At 58.1% G+C, this 21,127-nt stretch carries 19 protein-coding genes; 3 read left to right on the plus strand and 16 right to left on the minus strand.

Annotated elements, in window-relative coordinates; translation table 11 throughout:
* Positions 1–63: 63 nt before the first annotated feature.
* The 11 genes from A37O_RS0104265 to A37O_RS0104315 all read right to left on the minus strand — a co-directional run bounded on the left by A37O_RS0104265 (position 64) and on the right by A37O_RS0104315 (position 12,367).
* Positions 64–1,362 (minus strand): MFS transporter, encoded by a 1,299-nt coding sequence (locus A37O_RS0104265; RefSeq protein ID WP_018296259.1) that lies wholly within the window; start codon positions 1,360–1,362, stop codon positions 64–66.
* A 35-nt stretch (positions 1,363–1,397) separates the two neighbouring features.
* Positions 1,398–2,597 carry a 4-hydroxybenzoate 3-monooxygenase gene (locus A37O_RS0104270; protein WP_018296260.1) on the minus strand — a complete coding sequence of 400 codons (1,200 nt, stop codon included), beginning with the start codon at positions 2,595–2,597 and terminating at the stop codon, positions 1,398–1,400.
* Between the two features lies 1 nt (position 2,598).
* On the minus strand, positions 2,599–3,003 hold the full coding sequence (gene pcaC, locus A37O_RS0104275; RefSeq protein ID WP_018296261.1) for a 4-carboxymuconolactone decarboxylase: 405 nt from the start codon (positions 3,001–3,003) through the stop codon (positions 2,599–2,601).
* On the minus strand, positions 3,003–4,106 hold the full coding sequence (locus tag A37O_RS0104280) for a lyase family protein (protein WP_018296262.1): 1,104 nt from the start codon (positions 4,104–4,106) through the stop codon (positions 3,003–3,005). Before A37O_RS0104280 ends, pcaC begins: the two co-directional genes overlap by 1 nt.
* A gap of 33 nt (positions 4,107–4,139) precedes the next feature.
* The gene (gene pcaG / locus A37O_RS0104285; RefSeq protein WP_018296263.1) at positions 4,140–4,736 is read right to left on the minus strand and encodes a protocatechuate 3,4-dioxygenase subunit alpha; all 597 of its coding nucleotides are present in this window, start codon (positions 4,734–4,736) and stop codon (positions 4,140–4,142) included.
* Positions 4,737–4,764: 28 nt separating this feature from the next.
* Complete coding sequence (pcaH, locus tag A37O_RS0104290; RefSeq protein WP_018296264.1) at positions 4,765–5,478, minus strand: protocatechuate 3,4-dioxygenase subunit beta; 714 nt, start codon at positions 5,476–5,478, stop codon at positions 4,765–4,767.
* A 169-nt stretch (positions 5,479–5,647) separates the two neighbouring features.
* Complete coding sequence (locus tag A37O_RS0104295) at positions 5,648–6,115, minus strand: TlpA disulfide reductase family protein (RefSeq protein ID WP_033377777.1); 468 nt, start codon at positions 6,113–6,115, stop codon at positions 5,648–5,650.
* Between the two features lie 169 nt (positions 6,116–6,284).
* A complete protein-coding gene (locus A37O_RS0104300) occupies positions 6,285–7,751 on the minus strand; it encodes an aldehyde dehydrogenase family protein (protein ID WP_018296266.1) in 1,467 nt (488 codons plus the stop codon).
* 141 nt (positions 7,752–7,892) lie between these two features.
* The gene (locus tag A37O_RS0104305) at positions 7,893–9,347 is read right to left on the minus strand and encodes a carotenoid oxygenase family protein (protein ID WP_018296267.1); all 1,455 of its coding nucleotides are present in this window, start codon (positions 9,345–9,347) and stop codon (positions 7,893–7,895) included.
* A gap of 31 nt (positions 9,348–9,378) precedes the next feature.
* A complete protein-coding gene (locus A37O_RS0104310; protein WP_018296268.1) occupies positions 9,379–10,923 on the minus strand; it encodes an FAD-binding oxidoreductase in 1,545 nt (514 codons plus the stop codon).
* 133 nt (positions 10,924–11,056) lie between these two features.
* Positions 11,057–12,367 carry a PucR family transcriptional regulator gene (locus A37O_RS0104315; protein ID WP_018296269.1) on the minus strand — a complete coding sequence of 437 codons (1,311 nt, stop codon included), beginning with the start codon at positions 12,365–12,367 and terminating at the stop codon, positions 11,057–11,059.
* A 452-nt stretch (positions 12,368–12,819) separates the two neighbouring features.
* Here A37O_RS0104315 and A37O_RS16880 point away from each other — a divergent pair, with 452 nt between their 5' ends.
* Positions 12,820–15,303 (plus strand): YPDG domain-containing protein, encoded by a 2,484-nt coding sequence (locus A37O_RS16880; RefSeq protein WP_018296270.1) that lies wholly within the window; start codon positions 12,820–12,822, stop codon positions 15,301–15,303.
* A gap of 155 nt (positions 15,304–15,458) precedes the next feature.
* Here the strand turns inward: A37O_RS16880 and A37O_RS0104325 are convergent, their stop codons facing one another.
* The 3 genes from A37O_RS0104325 to A37O_RS0104335 form a co-directional block, all read right to left on the minus strand.
* Positions 15,459–16,079, minus strand: coding sequence for an ATP-dependent Clp protease proteolytic subunit (locus A37O_RS0104325; RefSeq protein WP_018296271.1), 621 nt, complete (start codon positions 16,077–16,079; stop codon positions 15,459–15,461).
* Between the two features lie 23 nt (positions 16,080–16,102).
* A complete protein-coding gene (locus A37O_RS0104330) occupies positions 16,103–16,705 on the minus strand; it encodes an ATP-dependent Clp protease proteolytic subunit (protein WP_018296272.1) in 603 nt (200 codons plus the stop codon).
* Positions 16,706–16,804: 99 nt separating this feature from the next.
* Positions 16,805–17,386 (minus strand): TetR/AcrR family transcriptional regulator, encoded by a 582-nt coding sequence (locus A37O_RS0104335; protein ID WP_018296273.1) that lies wholly within the window; start codon positions 17,384–17,386, stop codon positions 16,805–16,807.
* A gap of 146 nt (positions 17,387–17,532) precedes the next feature.
* Between A37O_RS0104335 and A37O_RS0104340 the strand changes: the two genes are divergently transcribed.
* Positions 17,533–18,717 (plus strand): acyl-CoA dehydrogenase family protein, encoded by a 1,185-nt coding sequence (locus tag A37O_RS0104340; RefSeq protein ID WP_018296274.1) that lies wholly within the window; start codon positions 17,533–17,535, stop codon positions 18,715–18,717.
* Positions 18,718–18,721: 4 nt separating this feature from the next.
* Here A37O_RS0104340 and A37O_RS0104345 read toward each other — a convergent pair whose 3' ends face one another.
* Together A37O_RS0104345 and A37O_RS0104350 are read right to left on the minus strand one after the other, a co-directional pair.
* Complete coding sequence (locus A37O_RS0104345; RefSeq protein ID WP_018296275.1) at positions 18,722–19,102, minus strand: tautomerase family protein; 381 nt, start codon at positions 19,100–19,102, stop codon at positions 18,722–18,724.
* A 10-nt stretch (positions 19,103–19,112) separates the two neighbouring features.
* On the minus strand, positions 19,113–20,126 hold the full coding sequence (locus A37O_RS0104350; protein ID WP_018296276.1) for a YeiH family protein: 1,014 nt from the start codon (positions 20,124–20,126) through the stop codon (positions 19,113–19,115).
* Between the two features lie 71 nt (positions 20,127–20,197).
* On the opposite strand from A37O_RS0104350, the gene A37O_RS0104355 reads away from it, so the two are divergent.
* The gene (locus A37O_RS0104355; protein WP_018296277.1) at positions 20,198–21,127 is read left to right on the plus strand and encodes a LysR substrate-binding domain-containing protein; all 930 of its coding nucleotides are present in this window, start codon (positions 20,198–20,200) and stop codon (positions 21,125–21,127) included.

Genomic DNA, 21,127 nt, shown 5'->3' on the forward strand with positions numbered 1-21,127 from the left:
CACGCAAAAACCCGGTTGGTCGAAAACTGTTTTCGACCAACCGGGTCTAAGCCCCTAATGAACCTAGCTCACGGACTGTGGTTCAGCCTCCGCGGTGACCCGGGAGCGCTTTTTGTACAGCGGGCGGGTAATACTCATCAGGATCGCGCCCAACAGGCCCACGGCCGCGTAGGCGAAGAAGCCCCACGGGTAGGCCAGGTTGTAGGTAATCAACAGACCACCCAGGACCGGACCACTGATCGCGCCGAGGCGACCGATACCAGCGGCCATGCCCATTGCCGTCGCGCGCAGATTCGACGGATGGTTCTCGCCCACAAACGCGTACACCAGGTTCTGCGAGCAGAACACAAAGATACCGGTAATAAACACCGTGATGTACAGTGCGGTCATTGGCATCCGGATCGCCATCAGGGCGAGGAATACTGCGGACATAACAAACCACAGCAACGCAGTGGTGCGTGGCGAGAATCGGTCGGAAACCGCACCCGCAATGATCAGGCCAACCACGGCACCGATGTTGAGCACCATGAGGAAGCCCAGCGAGTTGCCCATGTCGTAGTCGGCAGCACGCATGATCTGTGGCAACCAGGTGTTCAAACCGTAGACCAAGAGCAAGCCCATAAAGGAGGTCGCCCACACCGCCAGCGAGTTACGCAGGTATGGCGGCTTGAGCAGGGCCTTGGCCCCGGTTTCTTGGGAGTGGGCCGCAGCTTCGCGGTCCAATTCGTCGACAAGCTCAAGCCCGTACTGATCGGCGATTTCTTGTGCTTCCTTGGTACGGCCCACGTTGTTGAGGTACTGCGGGGATTCCGGCAGCAGGAAGTACATGACAGGCGCCAGGATCAAACCTGGGATCGCACCGATGATGTACATCGCGTGCCAGCCAAACGGCTCAATGATGAAGATGCCCAGCAGCGCCGTCAGCACAGCACCGATGTGGTAACCGGTCATGACGGTGGTCGTCGAGGAGCCGGCCTTGTCGCGCCCGCGGAACTCGGTGACCATCGAGATTGCCGTGGGCAGGCAGCCACCGAGGCCCACGCCTGCGAAGAAGCGCAGCAGGAGGAAGATCCAGAAGCTGTAGGTAAAGCCCATCGCCAGGGTGAGCAGCGAGAACGCGGAGACGGAGAAGATCATCACGTTGCGACGACCGATCTTATCCGTTGCCGCACCGATGACCAGCGCGCCGATCATCATTCCGAATAGGCCCGCGGTGGAGATCTGGGTGCCCTGGGCCGCGGTGGGGTGCCAATTCGGGTCGTCCATCATGGCCGGCAACGTCGCACCGAGGACGACCATGTCGAAGCCGTCGAGCAGGACCGCAATCCACAGCAAAACGACGACAATAGCAGGTGAACGCAAAGGTTCGCCCCTTTCTGAAAAAAGCTAGAACGAAATTAGATATCAAACTTTGGCAGGTCCATGCCGACGTACTGCTCCGCCTGGTACTTGCGGCCTGCCTCAGAGGACAGCATGGCGCGCAGCTCGCCGCGGCGACGCTGGGACTGGAAGTACTCCTCACCTGGGGTGGCATGCAGCATGGAGCTCATCCAGTAGGAGAAGTGCTGTGCCTTCCACACGCGTGGGATGGCCAGGTCGGAGTACTTCTCCAGCAGGTCGGTGTTGGACTTCTTCACTGCGCGGATCAGTGCTGGTGCAAGGACGGCCACGTCGGCCACTGCCAGGTTGAGGCCCTTCGCGCCGGTTGGTGGGACGGTGTGTGCCGCATCGCCACAGATGAACAGGCGACCACGCTGCATCGGCTCGGTGACAGCAGAGCGGAAACGCAGGACGTTCTTGTCGAAGATCTCTCCTTCGGAGACCTGCAGGTCATCGGAGTCGACGCGCAGGTGGAGCTGCTCCCAGATCTTCTCGTCTGGCCACATGTCCACGGAGTCCTCCGGGTCGCATTGTAGGTAGTAGCGCTGCACGGTTTCGGAGCGAGTAGAAATCAGAGCGAAGCCCGCGTCGTGGGTGGCGTAAATCAGTTCCTTTTGGGTCTGTGGGGCGTTGACTAGGATGCCGAACCAGGCGTATGGGTACTCGTGGTGCGCGCGGTGAGCACCGGGCAATTCGAGGATGGGCTTGCGGTACGGCGACTTCGATCCATCACCGGCGACCACATAATCCGCGGTCAGGGTGTGTTGGACACCAGCCTCGTCGGTGTAGGTGACGGTACAGAGGTCCTCGTCGTAACCCGTGACATCATCCACGGTGGTGTTAAACAGCAGTTCCCCGCCGTCTTCGATCCGCTTGGCAATGAAGTCCTTCAGGTACTCATGCTGCGGGTAGACCGCCATGTGGTAGCCGGTCAGCTCGGTCAGTGCGATGCGGGTGCGCTGGTTATCCACGGAGATATCAATGCCCTCGTCGATGTCTGCTTCCGCGTCCATGCGCTCGCCGACTCCGGTCTCGCGCATCATCTGCATGGTGCCCTGCTCGAGCACGCCAGCGCGCACGGTCTCTTCGACGTCCTGGCGCGAGCGGGTCTCGAACACTACCGACTCCACGCCTTGCAGGTGCAATAAGTGTGCCAGGGTCAGACCTGCAGGGCCGGCACCGATAATGGCTACGGGTACGTGTGATGGGGTGGTCATTTTATTTCTCCTCTTTCATTTCTTTGACTGCCGCATCCAGCAGCTTGAATCCGTGGTTTGAGTTCGGCACACCTGCGTAGACGGCGGTGTGCAGCATGACTTCCCCGATCAGATCTGGGTCTACGTCAGCACGCAGTGCCGCGCGGATATGCATGTCCAGCTCGCCGTAGTTGCCCAGCGCGCACATAATCGCGATGGTGATCAGGCGGCGCTGGGTATGGTCGAGGCCCTCGCGGTTCCAGATATCGCCCCATGCGGTGCGGGTAATAAAGTCCTGGAATTTCTCGGTAATTTCGCTTTTGTTCTCATTCGCGCGGTCCACGTGCGCGTCTCCGAGCACAGCGCGGCGGTTCTTTTCGCCGACTTCCGCGGCGGCCTTGCGGCCTGCTTCATATTGTTCGTTCACTAGTTTTCCTTTGCTAAAATCTCGTCGACAATGGCCACGGCGTTGGCAGTATCGGGGTTTTCGCCACAGCGAGCAGACATTGATTGCTTATCGACGATCAGCCCATCCAAAGCCGCAGTAATGCGATTCAGGGCACTGGCGGTCGCCGCCACGATCTCGCGTACGGTCTGCCACTCGGCGTGCCAGCTGCCTACTCCGCGCTGGGCACGGGAATCGAGTGCGTCGAGAAGCGTGGCCGCCAGCGCCGGGGTGCGCCTGGCATATCCGTCAGCTGCTACCGATGCCGCCGGGTTGGCCTTGTGTGGCATCGAGCTGGAACCACCTGGGGTGGCTTCGCGTAGCTCGGCCACTTCAGTTGCCGAGTACATCACGATGTCGCCCGCGATCTTGCGTACGGCACCAGCGAGCTGCGCCATCGCCACACCTACCTGGGCCACCGGCTGGCGGTTGGTGTGCCACACGATCGGGCGCGCTGCGAGTCCGAGGTCCGCGGCAAGCTGGTCGTGGGTGTCGATTCCGCCAGGCAGCGCGCCGACGGGACCTGCATATTGGACGGGAAAGACCAAAGATTCCGCTTCGCGACGAGCCGCGCGTACCCCTTCCAACCAGCCTGCGGCAACGAGCCCGAAGGTCGTTGGCAATGCTTGCTGGCCCAAGGTCCTCGCCATCACTGGTGTTGCGCGGTACTCGGTGGCCAACTCGGTGAGGAGGCGTTCTACGTTGCGTGCGTCGTCGATAAGCACTGCCACCGCGCGCTTGAGACACAGCGAGAGCGCCGTATCGATCGCGTCCTGGCTGGTGGCCTGGAAGTGAATCGCCGTCGTGTCACTGGCCAGCGCTTTGAGGCCCTTGGCAATGGGGATCGCCGGATTCGCGCCGGCGGCCGAGGCGTCCGCGATCTCTGCAAGATCGAGTTCGAAGGCCGTGGTTGCTGCTCGTGACTGGTCCGCTTGATCGGCCGTGACTTTGCCGGTGGTCTCGGCAGCCGTGGCAAGCGCTGCTTCGAATTCGACGATGGCCTGGAGGAACGCTTCGTCGGAAAGCAAAGCGTGGATGTCGGTCGCGCCCGAGGCACGATCCGAGTAGGTGTTGCGGGACAGCACGAAACGCTCCCCTTTCCTGGTTAGATAACGCGGTTAGATTTTGAAGAACGGAGTTTCCTGGCTCAGGTCCTCGTGCTGCACGTAAATGTTGAGGTGGTAGCCGTTCTCGGTCTTGTCGGCGACAAGGAGTTCGCGACGTGGCTCGTCGACGGCCTGCAGCACGGGATCGTTTGCGTTGGCGTCTGCGTTTTCCGGGAAGTACAGGCGGGTGTTCAAGCGCTCGAGCATGCCGCGGGCAAAAACACCGACGTTGAGGTGCGGAGCCTCGTCCTCGAAGCCGCCAGGGATCAAGGTGGTGAAGGTAACCGAGCCGGTCTCATCGACCATGCCACGGCCGAGGCCGCGGAAGCCCTCGACAGTTTCGGTGTTGAAGGTGCCATCTGGGCGGGCCTGCCACAGCTCGATCATGGCATCGGCAATCGGATTGCCGTCGCCGTCGAACACGGTGAAGCTGATTGGGGTGCCGTTCTCCTCGACCATCACCTCGGAGTTATCCAAGGTCAGACCGATGTGAACATAAGGGCCCACGGTTTGCGAGGGAGTAATGCCGAACTCGACATGGTCCTGGTCTGCGGCATCGCTGGCGGTATCCGGGTAGCGAAAACCCTCGTGTTGACCTGTTTCAATCATGATGATTCTCCTCTAGCTCTTAGTGCTATTAGTGCTTGTGGGTTTCGAAGTAGGTCTGGTTCTTGCCGCGCAAAACGATGTCGAACTTGTAGCCCAGGGAGTAGTTCGGTTCGGTCTTGTCGTAGTCGAAGACGGCGATCATGCGTTCGCGCGCACCCTGTGGGACCGAGTTATAGATGGGGTCCTGGAAGAACATCGGGTCGTTTGGGAAGTACATCTGGGTGACCAGGCGCTCCGAGAACTGACGGCCGTACAGCGAGAAGTGAATGTGCGCTGGGCGCCATGCGTTGTTGTGGTTGCCCCATGGGTACATGCCGGGCTTAACGGTGTAGAACTCGTAGTAACCGTCAGCGTTGGTCATGGTGCGAGCGACACCATTGAAATAAGGGTCCAGGGGTGCTGGCCATGAGTCGTTCTTGTGGCGGTAGCGACCCGCTGCGTTGGCCTGCCAGACCTCAACCAAGGTGTTGGCGACGGGCTTGTTGTCCCAGCCAAGTACTCGTCCGTGGACGCGGATGCGCTGACCGATCGCTTCGCCACCGTTGGCGTGCGTCATGTCGTTATCCAGGCCGCCAAGGTCGCGGTCACCGAGGACTGGGCCTGAGAGCTCGCCGAGGCGCTGCGGGGTCAGGATCAAATCGTTGGTGGGGTTGCGCTTGATTGTGGTGCGGTATTCAGGAAAGTGCAAAGGCGCGAAGACACCGTCTGTCGGTGCGGTATGCAGAGTATTTTCGGCACTCATGATGATCCAGTGCTCCTTACTTGGTAGTTGGTGATGTAGGCCACTTTATGAGGTGGTGGACATGTAGACAATTGGGGTGACATGGGAAAACAAGCCATAAAACTGCGAACAGCGGTTATAGCGTGACCCCGGGTACAACTAGGGGTGGAGACAAGGGTGGCAGGTGGGGCTAGGGCTGTGGCTCCGACAACAGGCTCCCCAGGAGGAAACCAAGGGCAATATCGTCAATCTGCCCGAAATGGGTTTGCCTGATCTTGCCGTGGCGATCCACCAACATCGAGGTGGGAGTGCCCTCGAGGCGGTATTTTTTCATCGTCGACGGAATGGGACCACCTTCTCGTGGCCTATCTACGGCGACAGGAAACTCCACCCCAAATTCCGAGCAGAACACTTTCAGTGCGGCTGGTGTCATCGCCTCGTGGTGCTCGAAAACGCTATGGAGTCCGATGACTTGCAGTTGCGAAGAATCCACCATCCGGTGCACCTTTTTCGCCTGGGGAATCGCGTGATTGACGCATCCCGGGCAGAGCATTTGAAACACCTCGATAAGCAGTACCTTGCCTTCCAGGTCTGGGGCTTGGCCATCAGGGGTGTTAATCCACTCCTGCACATCCAATTCCAGCTGCGGGGCCTCCATGGCACACTTCCTTTCTGTAACCTCCATCACATTTCCTTAAGCTCCATCTTGGACGAGCCACAGAAGTTTCGCCATACCCCTAGTGGACAAATAGGACGGCCGGCCCCCTGAACAATGTGAGTTCAGGGGGCCGGCCGGTTTTTTGTCGTAAAGCGAGCGTTTGGTGCGACTAGATTGGGTAGTCGCCTGGCTCGGACTGCACGCCGATCCAGTGATCGGTGGTGAACTCCTCGATCGCCCACTCGCCGTTGAAGCGGCCCAGGCCGGAGTTCTTCTCGCCACCGAACATCACGTGCGCCTCATCGTTGACGGTGATGTCGTTGATGTGGGTCATGCCGGCCTTGATGCCGCGGCCGAACTTCACGCCACGCATCAGATCGGTGGTAAACACTGCCGAGGACAGGCCGAACTCGGTGTCGTTGGCCAGCTCGAGGGCGTGTGCCTCGTTATCAGCCTTCGCGATGCCGACGACGGGGCCGAAGATTTCCTCGCGGAAGATCTCCATGTCAGGTGTGACATCAGCGAACACGTGTGGAGGGACAACACGGCCGACGATCTCGCCGGAAACAACCTCACGAGCACCCTCTGCACGTGCCTGCTCGATCTTGCCGGTGACCGACTTGAGCTGGGAATCGTTGATGATCGGACCAACGCAGTTGCCCGGGTCGGTCTGATCGCCGTAGGCAATGCCAGAGACACGCGCTGCGTACTTTTCCACGAACTCGTCATACACCTTGGCATCGACGATGATGCGGTTGATCGCCATACAAATCTGGCCCTGGTGCAGGAACTTACCCATGGACGCAGCAGCAACAGCCTTGTCCACGTCAGCGTCGTCGAGAACGACCAGCGGTGCGTTACCGCCGAGCTCGAGGGCAACCTTCTTGATGTACTTGCCGCCGACAGCGGTAGCGCCGACATTCTTGCCCACAGGGGTCGAACCGGTAAAGGAGATTAGGGAAGGCACGGGGCTTTCCACAAAGTGATCGCCGATCTCGGAGCCGGAACCGATAACAACGTTAAGCACACCGGTAGGCAGGCCCGCTGCCTCGAAGACGGTGGCGAGCATGGTGCCGCCGACAACTGGGGTATCGGATGCTGGCTTGAGCACAACTGCGTTGCCCAGTGCCAGAGCTGGTGCGACAGAGCGCATGGACAGGCCGAAGGGGAAGTTCCACGGGCTGATCACGCCGACGACACCAAGTGGCTCGCGGAAGACGTAGTTGGTCTTGCCCGGGGTATTCGATGGGTGAATCGTGCCGTGAACGCGTGTTGGGAAGGACGCGGACTCGCGGATGGAGCCCACAGCGATGCCGACCTCGGTGTTCGCCTTGATCACAGTGGAACCGGACTCACGCGAAATCAGCTCAGCAATCGCCTCTTGGTTCTCCTCGATGTAATCAGCCGCAGCGTGCAGCACCTTGGAGCGCTCCGACGGTGCCATTGCTGCCCACTCAACCTGAGCCTTCTTCGCGGTGGCGTAGGCGTCGTCGACGTCCTGCTTGGACGCCTGCTTAAACGTGGTGATTTCCGAGTTATCGAAAGGGTTCGTGGACACCGTGGTGCCCTCAGAGGTGCCCTCGCGCCAGCCGCCGATGTAGAGCTTGTCAGAAACCAGGTGGTCGTATGAAGCCATGAAAGTTTTTCTCCTTGAGAAAGATGTTGGAAAGGATTGATCTTTGTTTGGGGTGGTCCCAGCCTAATGAAAAACTGGGCAATTCTGTAGGGGGGTTATCTCGGGGTTGGTCTCAGGGATCCCTGAGGTTTCGGCCGTCCCCTAGTTCTTGCCCTCGTCGGCAAGCACCTTGAGCGACTGCTCAATCTCGTCGCGACCTGCCCACGAACCGTGGAAGCCGAATGGCACGCGACCTGGCAGCGGGATGCGCGCCAGCGGGGTGCGTCCGAAGTCTTCGGTGTCGTAGATGCACAGCTCGGACTTGCCGGTCGCGCGGTTCCACCAGATGGAGAGCAGGTAGCCTGCGTCCTCGTTGTCGGAGCCCTCGCGAGGCACGAAGATCGGCTCGGATGGGTTGGTCAGGTCGTCGAGACCCTCGATGACGGTGACCGTCTCGCGGTTCAGGTCGTTCTTAGCCAGGCCGTCACTCATGGTGTCTTCGGCGACGCCACGGGTGGTCACGAAGTAGCCGAAGTTGTGCTTGCGGCCCAGGTTCTTCGGGTTGATCATGGGGAACTCGCCGGCGATGTTGGAGGTCACGGTGTCGCGCACAGTGCCGGTGGCGAAGTCGACTTCCCAGCGCCATGGGATGGCATTCTTGAACCACTCATGCGAGGACAGCGGGTTGTTGGTCTGCTCGATCGGGGTACCGAAGCGTTCGATGCGCGGTGCCTCGATGACGAGTTTTGTGCCCTCTTCGTAGGCGTTGAAGAAGTGGGTTGGGAAGAAGGCATCCTCGACGCGGAAGACCTTGACCTCGTGAGTCTTGCGGTGCATGGTCACAATTTCCACGCCGCCTTCGGTGGCGGCCTCGTCCCAAATCAGGCCCGGGTTGCCCTTGGCCACGTTCTCGCCGAGGAAGAGAGCCGGGGTGACGAAGAAGATGGCGTAGTTTTCGCTGATGGCGAAGTCATGGAACATCGACGGTGCCTTGACGTTAAAAGCGTGCGTATCGACGATTTGTCCATGGGAATCTGCCTCGTACCAGGTGACCAGGGTTCCTTGGTAGGAGTAGAACAACATGTTGCCGGTGTCGGGATCGACCTTGTAGTGCGCAGTGCAAGTAAATGGTACGTCGCCGTTAAAGTCGTAGGTGCCGTGAGTCTCCAGGGACTCTGGGTGCATCTGGTGTGGCAGGCCACCTTCGAAGAATACGAGAAGGCGATCGCCCTGGATGCCGACGTTGGTGTTTGGGACGTTCTTCATCTGTGGCGCGCCCTCAGGCAGCGCTGGGATGGTGCCGCCGTTGACGAAACCGGAGTAAATTGCTTCGCCGGCCTCGACCTCGACCTTGAGTGCGTCGGTGTTGACCCACTTGTTCTTGTACGCAGCTTTGCCGTCGCGCAGGTAGACGGCGTAGACCATGCCGTCGCCTTCGAACCAGTGGTAGCGATCCACGTGGCGAGGCTTGTACTTCGGGTTGGATCCGGTGCGGAACAGTGCGCCGTTGAGTTCCTGTGGAACCTCGCCGATGATTTCCAGGTCGAACTGCTCGGTTTCTTCGTGCCAAGGCTCGAATGGGCCATTGAGGAACTTGTTGTTGGTATCGAATTGCATGATGATCTCCTAGTTGTTTTTTAGACGTGCTTTATGCGTGAAGGTGCTTTTGGGAAGTGCCCCAGATCCCGTGGCTTCCGGGCGCGAGGATGCCCTTCGGGTCGAGCGCATCCTTGAGGGTTGTGTAGAGGTTGTGCAAGGCGCCATCGTTAAAGGTGTAGGAAGAGACCACCTCGTCGATGATGTGTGGATGCGCGCGGTATTCGCTCCAGCCGCGTTCGACGGCGTATTGCCCCATCTTCTTCACCGCGCGGACGGCGCGTGCACGCTCGTCTGCATCGTTGGTGTCGAAGAAGACCATGTTCACCGCTGCGATGGAGCGAGGCGATCCGATCCAGCCGAAGGCCGCGACCAGGTCTTCCTCGCGCAGTACCTTCTGTGCGTAGGCTTCGAATTCAGCTGCTGGCTTGCCGTCGAAAGGCATGACTGGCGAAAAGTCGATGTGTCCGAAGCTCTCTCCGAAGTGTGCCTTGAGCACATCGAGCAGGAACATGTTGGGAATGCCCATGGGGACCAGGTCCAGCGGGTGAACGTCCTCGGCCTTCGCGTCGCCTGCGTAGGTCCGCAGCTCGACGGTGACTCCTTCGATGTCCTTGACGGTCTCCCGGAGCTGGCGTTCCTTGACCTCGTTGAGTTCGGGGGTGCCGTAGAACGCGATGCGCGCGTTGAAACGCCCCGGAGGAAGCGAGGCTGAGAGCTTATACAGCTTCGATTTTCCATCGGTCTTCGTCTCAGGGGTCGCGCGTTCGCCCTCTGGTGGCTGCGGCGCGCACGTCATTAGGGGCTGACCCTGGATGACACCACTGGCAACGAGTGGCTGCAGCGCATCCAAAACAGTCGCGATATTTTCGTCGTTATCGCAAATCACGGAACCAGTGGTGACGGACTCCGGTTGCGGCATCAGCCAGACACCAACCTTGGTGACGATGCCGAAGTTGGACTGCATAAACAAAGAATCCACAGATGGCCCGAAACCACGCTTGTGACGGTGCCACATTTCGCTATCCGGGATCGCGCCAAGCCCGGTGCGCACGAGGGTGCCGTCGGCAAGCACGACTTCCATGCCGCAGATTGCAGAGGCGTGGTCGCCGTAGACCGAGTAGCCCATGCCGTGCTCGAGGGCGTTTCCTGTCACGGAACCCCAACCCAGATCAGGCACCGACATGGATAGTTTGTAACCACCATCCTGAATGGCGTTGTAGAGATCAAAGAAGCTCACACCAGGTTCGACCTCTGCGTAAGCAGCTTTCTCATTGATCTCGATGACCTTATTCATGCGCCGCAGATTGACCACTACCGTTTGGTCAACAACAGGGGCGCCACCGCCGTAGCCGTAGTTGCGGCCGGTCGAATTGGCCGACAGGTAGATGCCGTGCTCGCCCGCAATCCGGACAACTGCCTGGACTTCTTCTACCGTTTCCGGCTGCACGATGATAATGGGCCGCTCTCCGGGTGCCTCTTTCGAGGTGTACGGATCGCTAAATTCTTTAATATCTGCGGCCGACGTTTTCACGCCCTCCGGGCCGACGGCTGGCAGAAAAAGTTCTGCCAGCGATTCCGCCGTATGCTCTCCCATAGTCTCTCCTATCTGTTCGGTAGGAGAGAATCTAATGTGGCCTACGGCACATCAATAGGTCTAATAAGCCATGAACCACACCGCCGACTTGTTGCCCTACAACAAATAGGCTGCACACGGGGACAAGAGATGACTAATTTTCCTGCGTTTCGGCACCAAAAAGCTCTGGAAGTTCCTTCAAAATCCGCAACGCCGCGAGCAATCCGCCAACATCAGTCCCCTCTTCCAGGGTGATCCCCGCCTTGCCCAGTGCCTGATCCACGCGGTACGCCACGGTGTTAGGAGCCAACGTCAATTCCTTGCCCGTTGCCTTTCTACTGCGCCCCAAGGCGATGAAGCTCTCCAGGGTATCGCGCAATTCACGATTCCTGCGAGAATCTAGTGCGAGCGACCCCAACTTCGCCCGAAGAAAACGCGCCAGACCCGGGCTATCAATATCAATGAAAGAAAAGATTGCACCCACATCTGGCCCCACCACATCGCCACCGTCCACCCCACGCGCCGGGTGCTCGGCCACCCGAAGGGCTGCGCGTGCCTCGTCGATGGCTGCGGGTAATTCCAATTCACCACGGGTGAACGAGGAGTATCCGGCAATGACCGCACTCGGCAAGCGAAGCAATTGACGAGCGTTACGTGGTCGCAGCCCCTCCGACTCGCGCACGATTACGAACACCCCCTTCGCCACGATCTGCACGACAACCGCCTTAAGGCCGACGGCTTTTGCCACCTCGCGTGCGATTTCGTCGACATCGGAGGCAGATCCCAAAACCGTCTCCTCGGCCCGGTTTTTCAACAGGAGAATGCCGTAGGGCTGATCTAAGTCAAGACCCAAATATCTGGAGATCCCTAGGGACTGGGGCTCGCCATCAAGGAGCGCCTCAATCAGGACGCGCTTACGCTCTGGCGAGGCTCCGTCACCTTCGCTCTCCTGCTGCTTATACGCAACGATGAGGTCGCCGATATATTGCTCCACCACGCTGTTCATGCGGGTGTACAAAATTTGCAGGGCATCCGCCCCATTGAGGGAATCCAGGCGCCTTTGCTCGACAAGCAGCTCTTCTTGCACCTTATTGTGATGCACCCAGACAAACCTGATGATGGACGGAAGAGGAACGCCTCGTCGATACGCGTCTACCGCATGGTCTTTAATATTTTTCGGAGTTTTCCACTCCTGTGATTCGCTGACCAGCACAGACAAGGTGGTAAGCACGCCCGATACCGCCGCTTTGCGCTCGATTATCCCTACTTGATCTCCGGACGCCGCATCTGCGAGCATGCGCGTTTTCTGCGCCTTGTCGGCAGCTTCGTGCCCCACACTGATCGCCCAGTTGAGTGCGCTGGGAGCCAGAGTTTCCTGCGCCCACTCCCAGCCATCAAGTGACTCATAGTCAAAATCAGCGTCTGGCAACGTGTCGGACGAGAGTCGTTGAATCCACGAAAACATCCGCGTGGCCCCCTTCGGTTTCGAACTTCCGACCAAGTCTACGCACACCCCGAGACCAGAACGCTTTGCGACGAAAGACCAAACCTTCCTTCTTGCCAGGTTTTACCAAGCTTTTTATCTTTCTCCAACGTATAAGAATTTTCTATCCACACGCGATGACTACACCCACATATGAATCTTTTAATGTGTCTTAGGATTTTTTAATCATGGCGAAATACCTATTTATAATTGCTGGTATATATGTTTTTATTTGCACATGAAAGAGTGGATAACCCGACGTTAACACCCAAAACTCTCCCAATGGGGGTAGTTTCGGGGGAGGATTAATCTGTGATTTAGGGCGAATAATCATCATTTCTTTCCGAAAAACTCTATTCAGAGGGCGCGCGTTGCCGAACTGGTATTTACTTAACCTGTCAATTAACCGCTAATTGTTTAAGAGGTTTCCTCGAATGAAGAAATTCAAGGCTTTGCCCGGGATGGCCGTTGCCATTGCGCTGGGTATTTCCACCGCCATCACACCGGTGGCAATGTCCCAAGAAACTGGTGAGCAGCCAGGCACCGACGTAACTACCCCCGCGGAAGCCGTGCTCGGCGATCAGTCCCAGGAGTGCTCCTTGGACTACCGCTCGCGCACGACGTGGGAAGATCGCGACAACTACACCCACAACGGCAAGGTCTACAACCCATTCGAAGAGCTGTATAAGCCTTCTGTCACCGCTGAATCCGCCGGCTTTCTCGAGGTCCACGGTTGGGGTGATAATCGCCGTATTGTTGGTGGCACCCTCTACCCAGTCAACAATGCGCAGCTGACCTTAACGTTCCCAGAGGGAACCGATGTCAACGCCTTGGCCTACTCCGCAGAAACCACTTACCTTTGGCAGCCAGACAGGACAGATGGAGACAATCCCTATTCGTACTTCCAGTTCGGAAATCATTTTCCGAATAAGGTGACTGCACTTCCGGCGCCAGTCATCGTTGGACAGTCGGTCACTTTCAATCTCGGCGATCTTGCTGGCCAAACAGCATTCAACGTAATGGCAGTGGGTAACGCAGCTAATCCCGTCACTGCAGGCGCGGTTGACGCGCAGCTAACTGGTGATTGGGATCCAATTCAGGTTGCAGGTTTCGCCCTTCCAAATTCGTACGCAGACGACGTCAAGGCAATTGCTAACGCTGTTCGCCCTGATTGCTACCGTCCGAAGGAAGACGCTGCCGACGGTGACCGCACTGAGGTTTGCGACGTCAATTGGAACGCAGGTGTCACACTCGACCGTCGCTATGTTCAGTGGGTCAATGACGGCTACACCGAGAAGATCAGCAAGGGGCTCTTCCCTGAGCACGACGGTGCCATGGAGATCCAGCACTATTTCGCAGGTCCTGATCTCTACATTCGCATCCCAGTCGCAACAGACGCTGATATCTACAACGCGAAACTGAACGTCGACCTCCCTGCCTTTGAGGGTAAGGAATGGCAGTTCGACCAGTACTTTGATCGTTCATTCGGCGCCGTCGACGACGCCGCGTACACCAACATCACTCCTGCTGCGCCTATCGTCACGGGCAACCAGGCCACTGTAAACATTGGTGAGTTCGAAGCTGGGGAACGTTTCACGGTAATTTTCAAGCTTCCGCTGACCACTGCAGAGCTCGATGCTGCAACCGTCCCAGGCGAAGGCCTCGTGTGGAGCGACGCAGTTCAGTCCACCGCGCAGCTGACTGGTGATTACCCTAACGGCGCTACTGGCACTGATTGTGGCTTCACGTTCGGTTACGACGATTCTTACACCTGGCCAGGTGTTCCTGTCGAGGTTGATCAGTCCCTTGAGCTCAATCCTGCCGTAGGCACCAAGTACAACGTGATTTTGGAAGGCACCGAGCCAAAGGTCACCGACACAGCTGGCAACATCATTCCTGGTTGGGAAGTTGAAGTCGACCAGCGCACCGGCCGCCTCACCATTACCCCACCAGAAAACACCGATTACACCAAGAAGTACTGGGTGCATGTCGGCGTCACCACTCCAGACGGCGAGACTGAAGAAGTCACCGCTGGTGTCCAGGTCGCAGCAGATGCCGCCGACTTTGAAATCCGCGAAGGTCACCTCTGGGTCTTCATCAACGGAGTGTGGAAGGACCTCGGAGAGGTCGTAGGCCCTCCAGGAGCTCCAGGTACCCCAGGCGAGCCGGGCGCTCCAGGTGAGCCAGGTCTTCCAGGCGCTCCAGGCGAAAAGGGCGAGCCAGGCGAAAAGGGCGACACCGGCGAGCAAGGTGAACCAGGCGCTCCAGGTGAACCAGGCGCTCCAGGTGAGCCAGGTGAGCCAGGTGAGCCAGGTGCTCCAGGCGACAAGGGCGACAAGGGTGACAAGGGCGACACCGGCGAGCAGGGTATTCCGGGCGTTGGTGTCACAGTTGTAGAGACCTACATCAACGAAGACGGCAACACCGAGATCGTATTCTCCGACGGAACGATCGTTATCGTCGAAAAGGGTGCACCAGGTACCCCAGGCGAAAAGGGCGATAAGGGCGACGCTGGCTCGAGCATCATCGGCGGCTCGTCCGGCTCTTCTAACTCTTCCGGCTCCTCGGCAGGATCTTCCGGTGCTTCCGACAAGTGCGTAGCCGCGACCGCGTCGGTGGGCATCCCACTGCTCCTGCTGGTACCACTCGCAGCTGCTTCCCAGATGGATATCCCTGGCATCTCGCCACTCGTGCGCGACGTCCAAAAGCAGCTCCAGACGTTCAACACTGACGTCCAGCGCAACTTGGGCATCAGCGATGCCGAATCGTCTGAGTTCATGGCTCAGATCAACGCTGAACTGCAGAAGAACGGTGGCGCTATCGGCTCCGCTGTTGGGCTCGCTGCAGTACTTGCTATCGGCGGCGTAGTTGGCAAGTACATCTACGATGCTTGCGTCCCAAATGATTCACAAGCTTAATGTGATCCAGGTTCACTAAAACCACAAGCGCACCAGCTCCAATTATGGAGCTGGTGCGTTTTAGTTTGTGAACGACCATCCGGACAGCAAACGGCGCGTCCTGAAAAGCACTTTGGCTTTTAGGACGCGCCGCTTGTTGTTTACTGCAGAGAAATTTAAGCGTTGAGCTTGCGGTAGTCGAAGACCTGATCGATCAGGCCGTATTCGACGGATTCTTCTGCCGTAAGGATCTTGTCACGGTCGGTGTCGATGCGGATCTGCTCCGCAGTCTGACCGGTGTGGCGAGCCAAGGTTTCCTCCATGAGGCGACGCATGCGCTCGATCTCCTTGGCCTGGATCTCCAGGTCGGAGACCTGACCCTGAGTGCCCTGGGTTGCAGGCTGGTGGATCAAAATACGCGAGTTAGGCAGCGCTGCACGCTTGCCCGGCGCGCCGGCTGCAAGCAGAACTGCTGCTGCGGAAGCAGCCTGGCCCAGGCAGACAGTCTGGACATCGGGGCGCACGTACTGCATCGTGTCGTAGATAGCCATCAACGAGGTGAAAGAACCACCTGGGGAGTTGATGTACATGGTGATGTCGCGGTCTGGGTCCTGGGACTCAAGCACCAGCAGCTGCGCCATAATGTCGTTCGCAGACGTATCATCGACCTGGGTGCCCAGGAAGATGATGCGTTCTTCGAACAGCTTCGAGTATGGGTTGGTTTCCTTGGTTCCGTACGAGGACTGCTCGATGAAGCTCGGCAGAACATAGCGGGAGCTAGGCATTTGGAAAGACATAGACTTTATTCTCCTCTTCAGTTCTAGTTGCTAATCGAGCCGTTGGATGCGTGTTCGATGACGTGGTCAACGATGCCGTATTCCTTCGCCTCTTGTGCGGTGAACCAGCGGTCACGGTCAGAGTCCTTGGAAATCTGCTCGAAGGTCTGGCCAGTGTGCTCTGCGATCAGCTCTGCCATCTCACGCTTGGTCTGTGCGAACTGCTCGGCCTGAATAGCGATATCAGCAGCGGTACCGCCTACACCTGCGGAAGGCTGGTGCATCATAATGCGTGCGTGAGGAAGCGCGTAGCGCTTACCCTTGGTGCCACCGGAGAGCAGGAACTGGCCCATCGATGCCGCCATGCCCATGCCGTAGGTACGGATGTCGCATGGCGAGTACTTCATGGTGTCGTAGATAGCCATGCCAGCACTGACCGAGCCACCTGGCGAGTTGATGTAAAGCGAAATGTCGCGGGTTGGATCCTCCGCCGAAAGCAGCAGAATCTGCGCACAAAGCTTATTCGCAATGTCGTCGTCTACCTGCTGGCCAAGGAAGATAATGCGCTCACGGAGAAGGCGCTCGTAGACCGGATCTCCGGGGTAGCCTCCAGCAGCCCCAGATTCCATCTTGGTTCCGTCAGTCATGATTGAAAAACTCCTGTTAATAGTCCTAATTCCAATGAGAACCAACGTACCAGCGGTGCTCGACATTTCGCTGCTCTGTTCGCTATCAGCGTAGGAGTACTAACTTTCCCGCGCGCTAACGGTGGCAAGCGCGTAATCTGCGTAGATTTCGCCAAGTTCTTCGGCCGAATATTTACCTTCGGGGCTAAACCACACGGAGACGCCAATGCCCATATCGATAAGCGCGTAGCAGGTAATTTCCGCGTCGTCGACGGTAAAAAGACCTTGACGACGACCCTCCTCGACAATTTTTACCCAGCGGACAACATAGTCGCGGCGCATTTGCAGCACTTCCGACTTGGTTGGCTCCTCGAGGCTATGAATTTCAGCATTGACCACTCGCACCGATCGTGAATAATTCGCATGAGTTTTCACATGCGAGATCATCGAAGCTTTGAGCTTGTCTATGGGACCTTCGGCCCGGGCTACTGCCTGCGCATGATCGTCGAGAAGCTGCTGCATCGACTCGGTCACCAGAGCCGCTAAGACCTCTTGCTTGCTGCGGACATGGTTGTACAGGCTGGAAGTTCCCATGCCGATCTCTCGGGCGATGTCTTCCATTCCGGTGCCGTGATAGCCCCGGTTGCTGAACAGCATGAGCGCGGCTTCGACGATTTGCTGTTTCCTTTGTTCATTGGCCATGCCAGAAGAATGTACCAGTAAAAGCCGAAAGAGTTTCATCCCACTAAGCAAAAAAATTATGTTGCAGCACTCACTTGACAAGTGATGTACGTTACACCACACTTGCAGATAACGAATCGCAGTTCGTATCAGATGAAAGGACAATCATGACTGATACTCACAACCCGCTTTCTGGTGCCCCCACCGATTTTTATAACGTTTTTTCGGACGTCTCTGGCGAGGACCTCAAAGCGTGGCAGGATGCGGCCACCTTCGGCGAGGAAATCGCCCCACATGTCAACGAGGCGTGGGAAAAGGCCGACTACCGCATCGATTTGGTTGAGCGCGCAGGAGAGCTCGATCTCCTCCTCGATGGCATCGAAATTCCAGGCCACCGCTCCATGAGTCGCTTGGCGGTGGGCCTGGTGTACATGGAGATCGCGCGCGCCGATGCTTCCATGGGTACCGCGCTGGCTGTGCAGGCCGGCCTGGCCATGCAGTCCATCGACCAGTGTGGATCACAGGCACAAAAGGACAAATACCTCGACGGCATGGCGAAGGGCGAAATTCTCGGCGCATTCGCACTGACCGAGCCTGATCACGGCTCCGATTCAGTGGCGCTGGAGACCTCTGCCGTGGAAGATGGCGACGAGTGGGTCATCAATGGCGAGAAGAAGTGGATCGGCCAGGGCTCCGTGGGCCACATCTCGGTGGTGTGGGCGCGCATGGAAAATGGCGAGGTCTCCGGCTTCATCGTGCCGCAGGACACCCCCGGCTACGAAGCACAGACCATCGAAGGAAAGGGTGGCCTGCGCGGAATCCCGCAGGCACACATCAAGTTCACCGACGTGCGCGTTCCAAAGGAAAACCGCCTGGAAGGTGCGAACTCCTTCCGCGACGTGGCCAAGGTCCTGACTGGTACTCGTTCCTCCGTTGCCTGGGCAGCACTGGGAATTGCCATCTCCAGCTTCGAAACGGCGCTCGCCTACGTCAAGGAACGCGAGCAATTCGGTAAGCCTCTGGCGAAGATGCAGCTCATCCAGTACCGCCTCGGCAACATGCTCCAGGATCTCACCGCAATGGCGCTGTATTGCCGCCGCCTCGTCAACATGGAGATGGACGGCACCATGACCGAGCAGCAGGCGTCGCTGGCGAAGGTGCACAACACTCGCAAAGCTCGCGCCATCACCTCTGATGCCCGCGACATGCTCGGCGGTGTTGGCATGCTGCTGGAGAATCATGTGATGCGCAATCTCGCCGACATCGAGGCCCTGCACACCTACGAGGGCACCGACACCATTCAGAATCTGATCGTTGGCAAGGAAATCACCGGCATGAGCGCGTACCGGTAGGCAGTTAGTCAGCGTACTGCGCCTCACCGCCTCCGAACGACCAGTTTTCCTTCGGCACTTCCACAAGGTTAATGAACACGTCTTCGGTGCGGATGCCCACCGCATCTTGCAGAGCTTCCGCCAGTACCCGATAGAACTGTTTCTTCTGCTCGACATCGCGCCCCTCATTCAACGTAATTTGAATGATGAGGGCGCGATTACTGCGCCGAACCAGATAGGTCGGATCCATCACCAGATTTTCAAGTTTGTGCGCATTGACGATCACGAACTTGTCGCCGACGGGCACGCCCAGCTCGGTCACCAACGCGTCGTAGATCGTATCGGCGATGGCACCGCGCTGCTCAACGGGGATAAGCTCCGGAAGGTCGATTCTGACTAAAGTCATGATTGCCACCTTATATATAGGCCTGTATAAACACTCCTGCAAGCGCCACACTCATAATGATGCCCGTCGAGATCAATCCTAGAATGACCGGCTTCGCGCCTACTTTGATCAGCGCACGGAAGTTCAGCCCGAGTCCGAGCGCGAACATGGCAGCCGAAAGCAACAGAGTCTGCGCGATCTGAATGGCGCCCAGCACCGACTCGGGAACAATACCTGTGGTGCGCACAAGCATCGCGACGATAAACCCCACAATAAATAAGGGAACGATTGGTGCATTGTTCTTCCCCACCGATTGCCCGCTGCGTTTCATCGTCCACGACACCCCAGCAATGACTGGGGCCAGCATCAACACCCGGGCGAGTTTAACCGTCACCGCGACACCAAGAGCAGCCCCTCCCACTGCCCCACCGGCCGCGACAACTTGGGCAACCTCATGGGTCGAAGCTCCAATCCAGATCCCTAGATCATGCTCCGAAAGCCCCAGGGCACCGCCAAGAAATGGCACCAGCGGGATCATGATCGTGCCAAACAATACGACCAGGCCGACCGCCGTAGCCACCTCTTCCCTTTTCGCCTTCACAGTTTCGTCCATCGCCGCCACCGCCGCCGCCCCGCAAATGGAAAATCCAGACGCGATAAGAACGCGCTGCGTCAGACTAATCCCAAGCAGCTTGCCCACCCAGAGCGTGGACATAAAAGTCACCCCAACAGCGGCTATGACGATCAGCAATACACCGACGCCGAGATCGAGAATCGCAGAGAGTGACAATTGAAATCCGAGCAGAACAATGCCCGCTCGCAGCAAGCTTTTCGACGAAAAGGCGATGCCGCGATCAAGGACCGCTGGCACCGGTGCGAGGTTACTCCACAAAGCTCCGAGCACAATTGCGATCAACAATGCACTGATACCCGGTAGAAACCGTGCAATTACCCACGCTGCCACTGCGGCCACGGTTGCGACGAGCACCCCGGGAAGAGTGGTGCGCAGCCGGGAATTCTGCTTGGCCAGGGCAATTTTATTCATGTGTTCAGGTTGTCACCAAAGCTCAACCAGTTGTAGCCTCTAAATTGCCAAGGCAGATATATCATCGTGATATGTCCCCGGTAATTCCCAACATTGATCAATGGCTCAGCCTGAGCATGTTGCGCCTGCTCACGAGTGTCGCTGAACTCGGAAGCTTGAGCGCCGCTGCGCAGTCATGCGGAATTGCACAATCGAATGCCTCTCGGTCGATGAAAACACTTGAACGACGTTTGGGCTATCCGTTGCTTCATCGCACCCCACAGGGATCCTCGCTCACCCAGGAGGGAAAACTCACTGTCGAGTGGGCCCGGGGAGTCCTTGATGCCGTTGACCGCCTAGCCGCGGGGGCGGAATCTCTGGCACACGCTGGACACGAACAATTATCCATCAGTGCGAGCATGACTATTGCTGAGCATCTATTGCCCGGCTGGCTCGGAGAGTTCCGCAAGCAACAACCTCAGGTATCCACGAAACTTCGGGTACTTAATTCCGCGGATGTCATCGCCTCTGTCGAGTCGGGAGCTGCGGCGCTGGGATTCGTCGAAACGCCAACGCTGCCCACCACCCTGCATTCCGCCCCGGTGTGGACCGACCAACTCGTCGTGGTTGTCGGTGCCGAGCACCCGTGGGCGACGCGCAGCGCACCGCTTGGAATGGAGGAGTTGGCTGCAACGCCACTAATCGAGCGCGAAGAGGGGTCGGGCACGCGGGCGTTTTTGGACTACTTGGTCAGCAATGACCGCCCGGCACCATTGCTCGAGCTCAACAGCATTTCTGCGATCTGCCACGCAGTCATGGAAAGCATCGGTCCCGCCGTGTTGAGTCGGCTCGCGGTGGACAGTTATCTCCGAGCCGGGCAATTGGTGGAAGTTCCCACCGACGGTATGGCGCTGAACAGACTTATGCACGTTTTGTGGCGCGGCGAGGCCGATAGTGCGGAGGCCGTGAGGAATTTTCTGGACGTGGTGGGAACGAAAACCCGCACTACCAACGATCGGTAG

Origin of the sequence: Corynebacterium lubricantis DSM 45231 (assembly GCF_000379425.1) — a bacterium.
Lineage (GTDB): Bacteria > Actinomycetota > Actinomycetes > Mycobacteriales > Mycobacteriaceae > Corynebacterium > Corynebacterium lubricantis.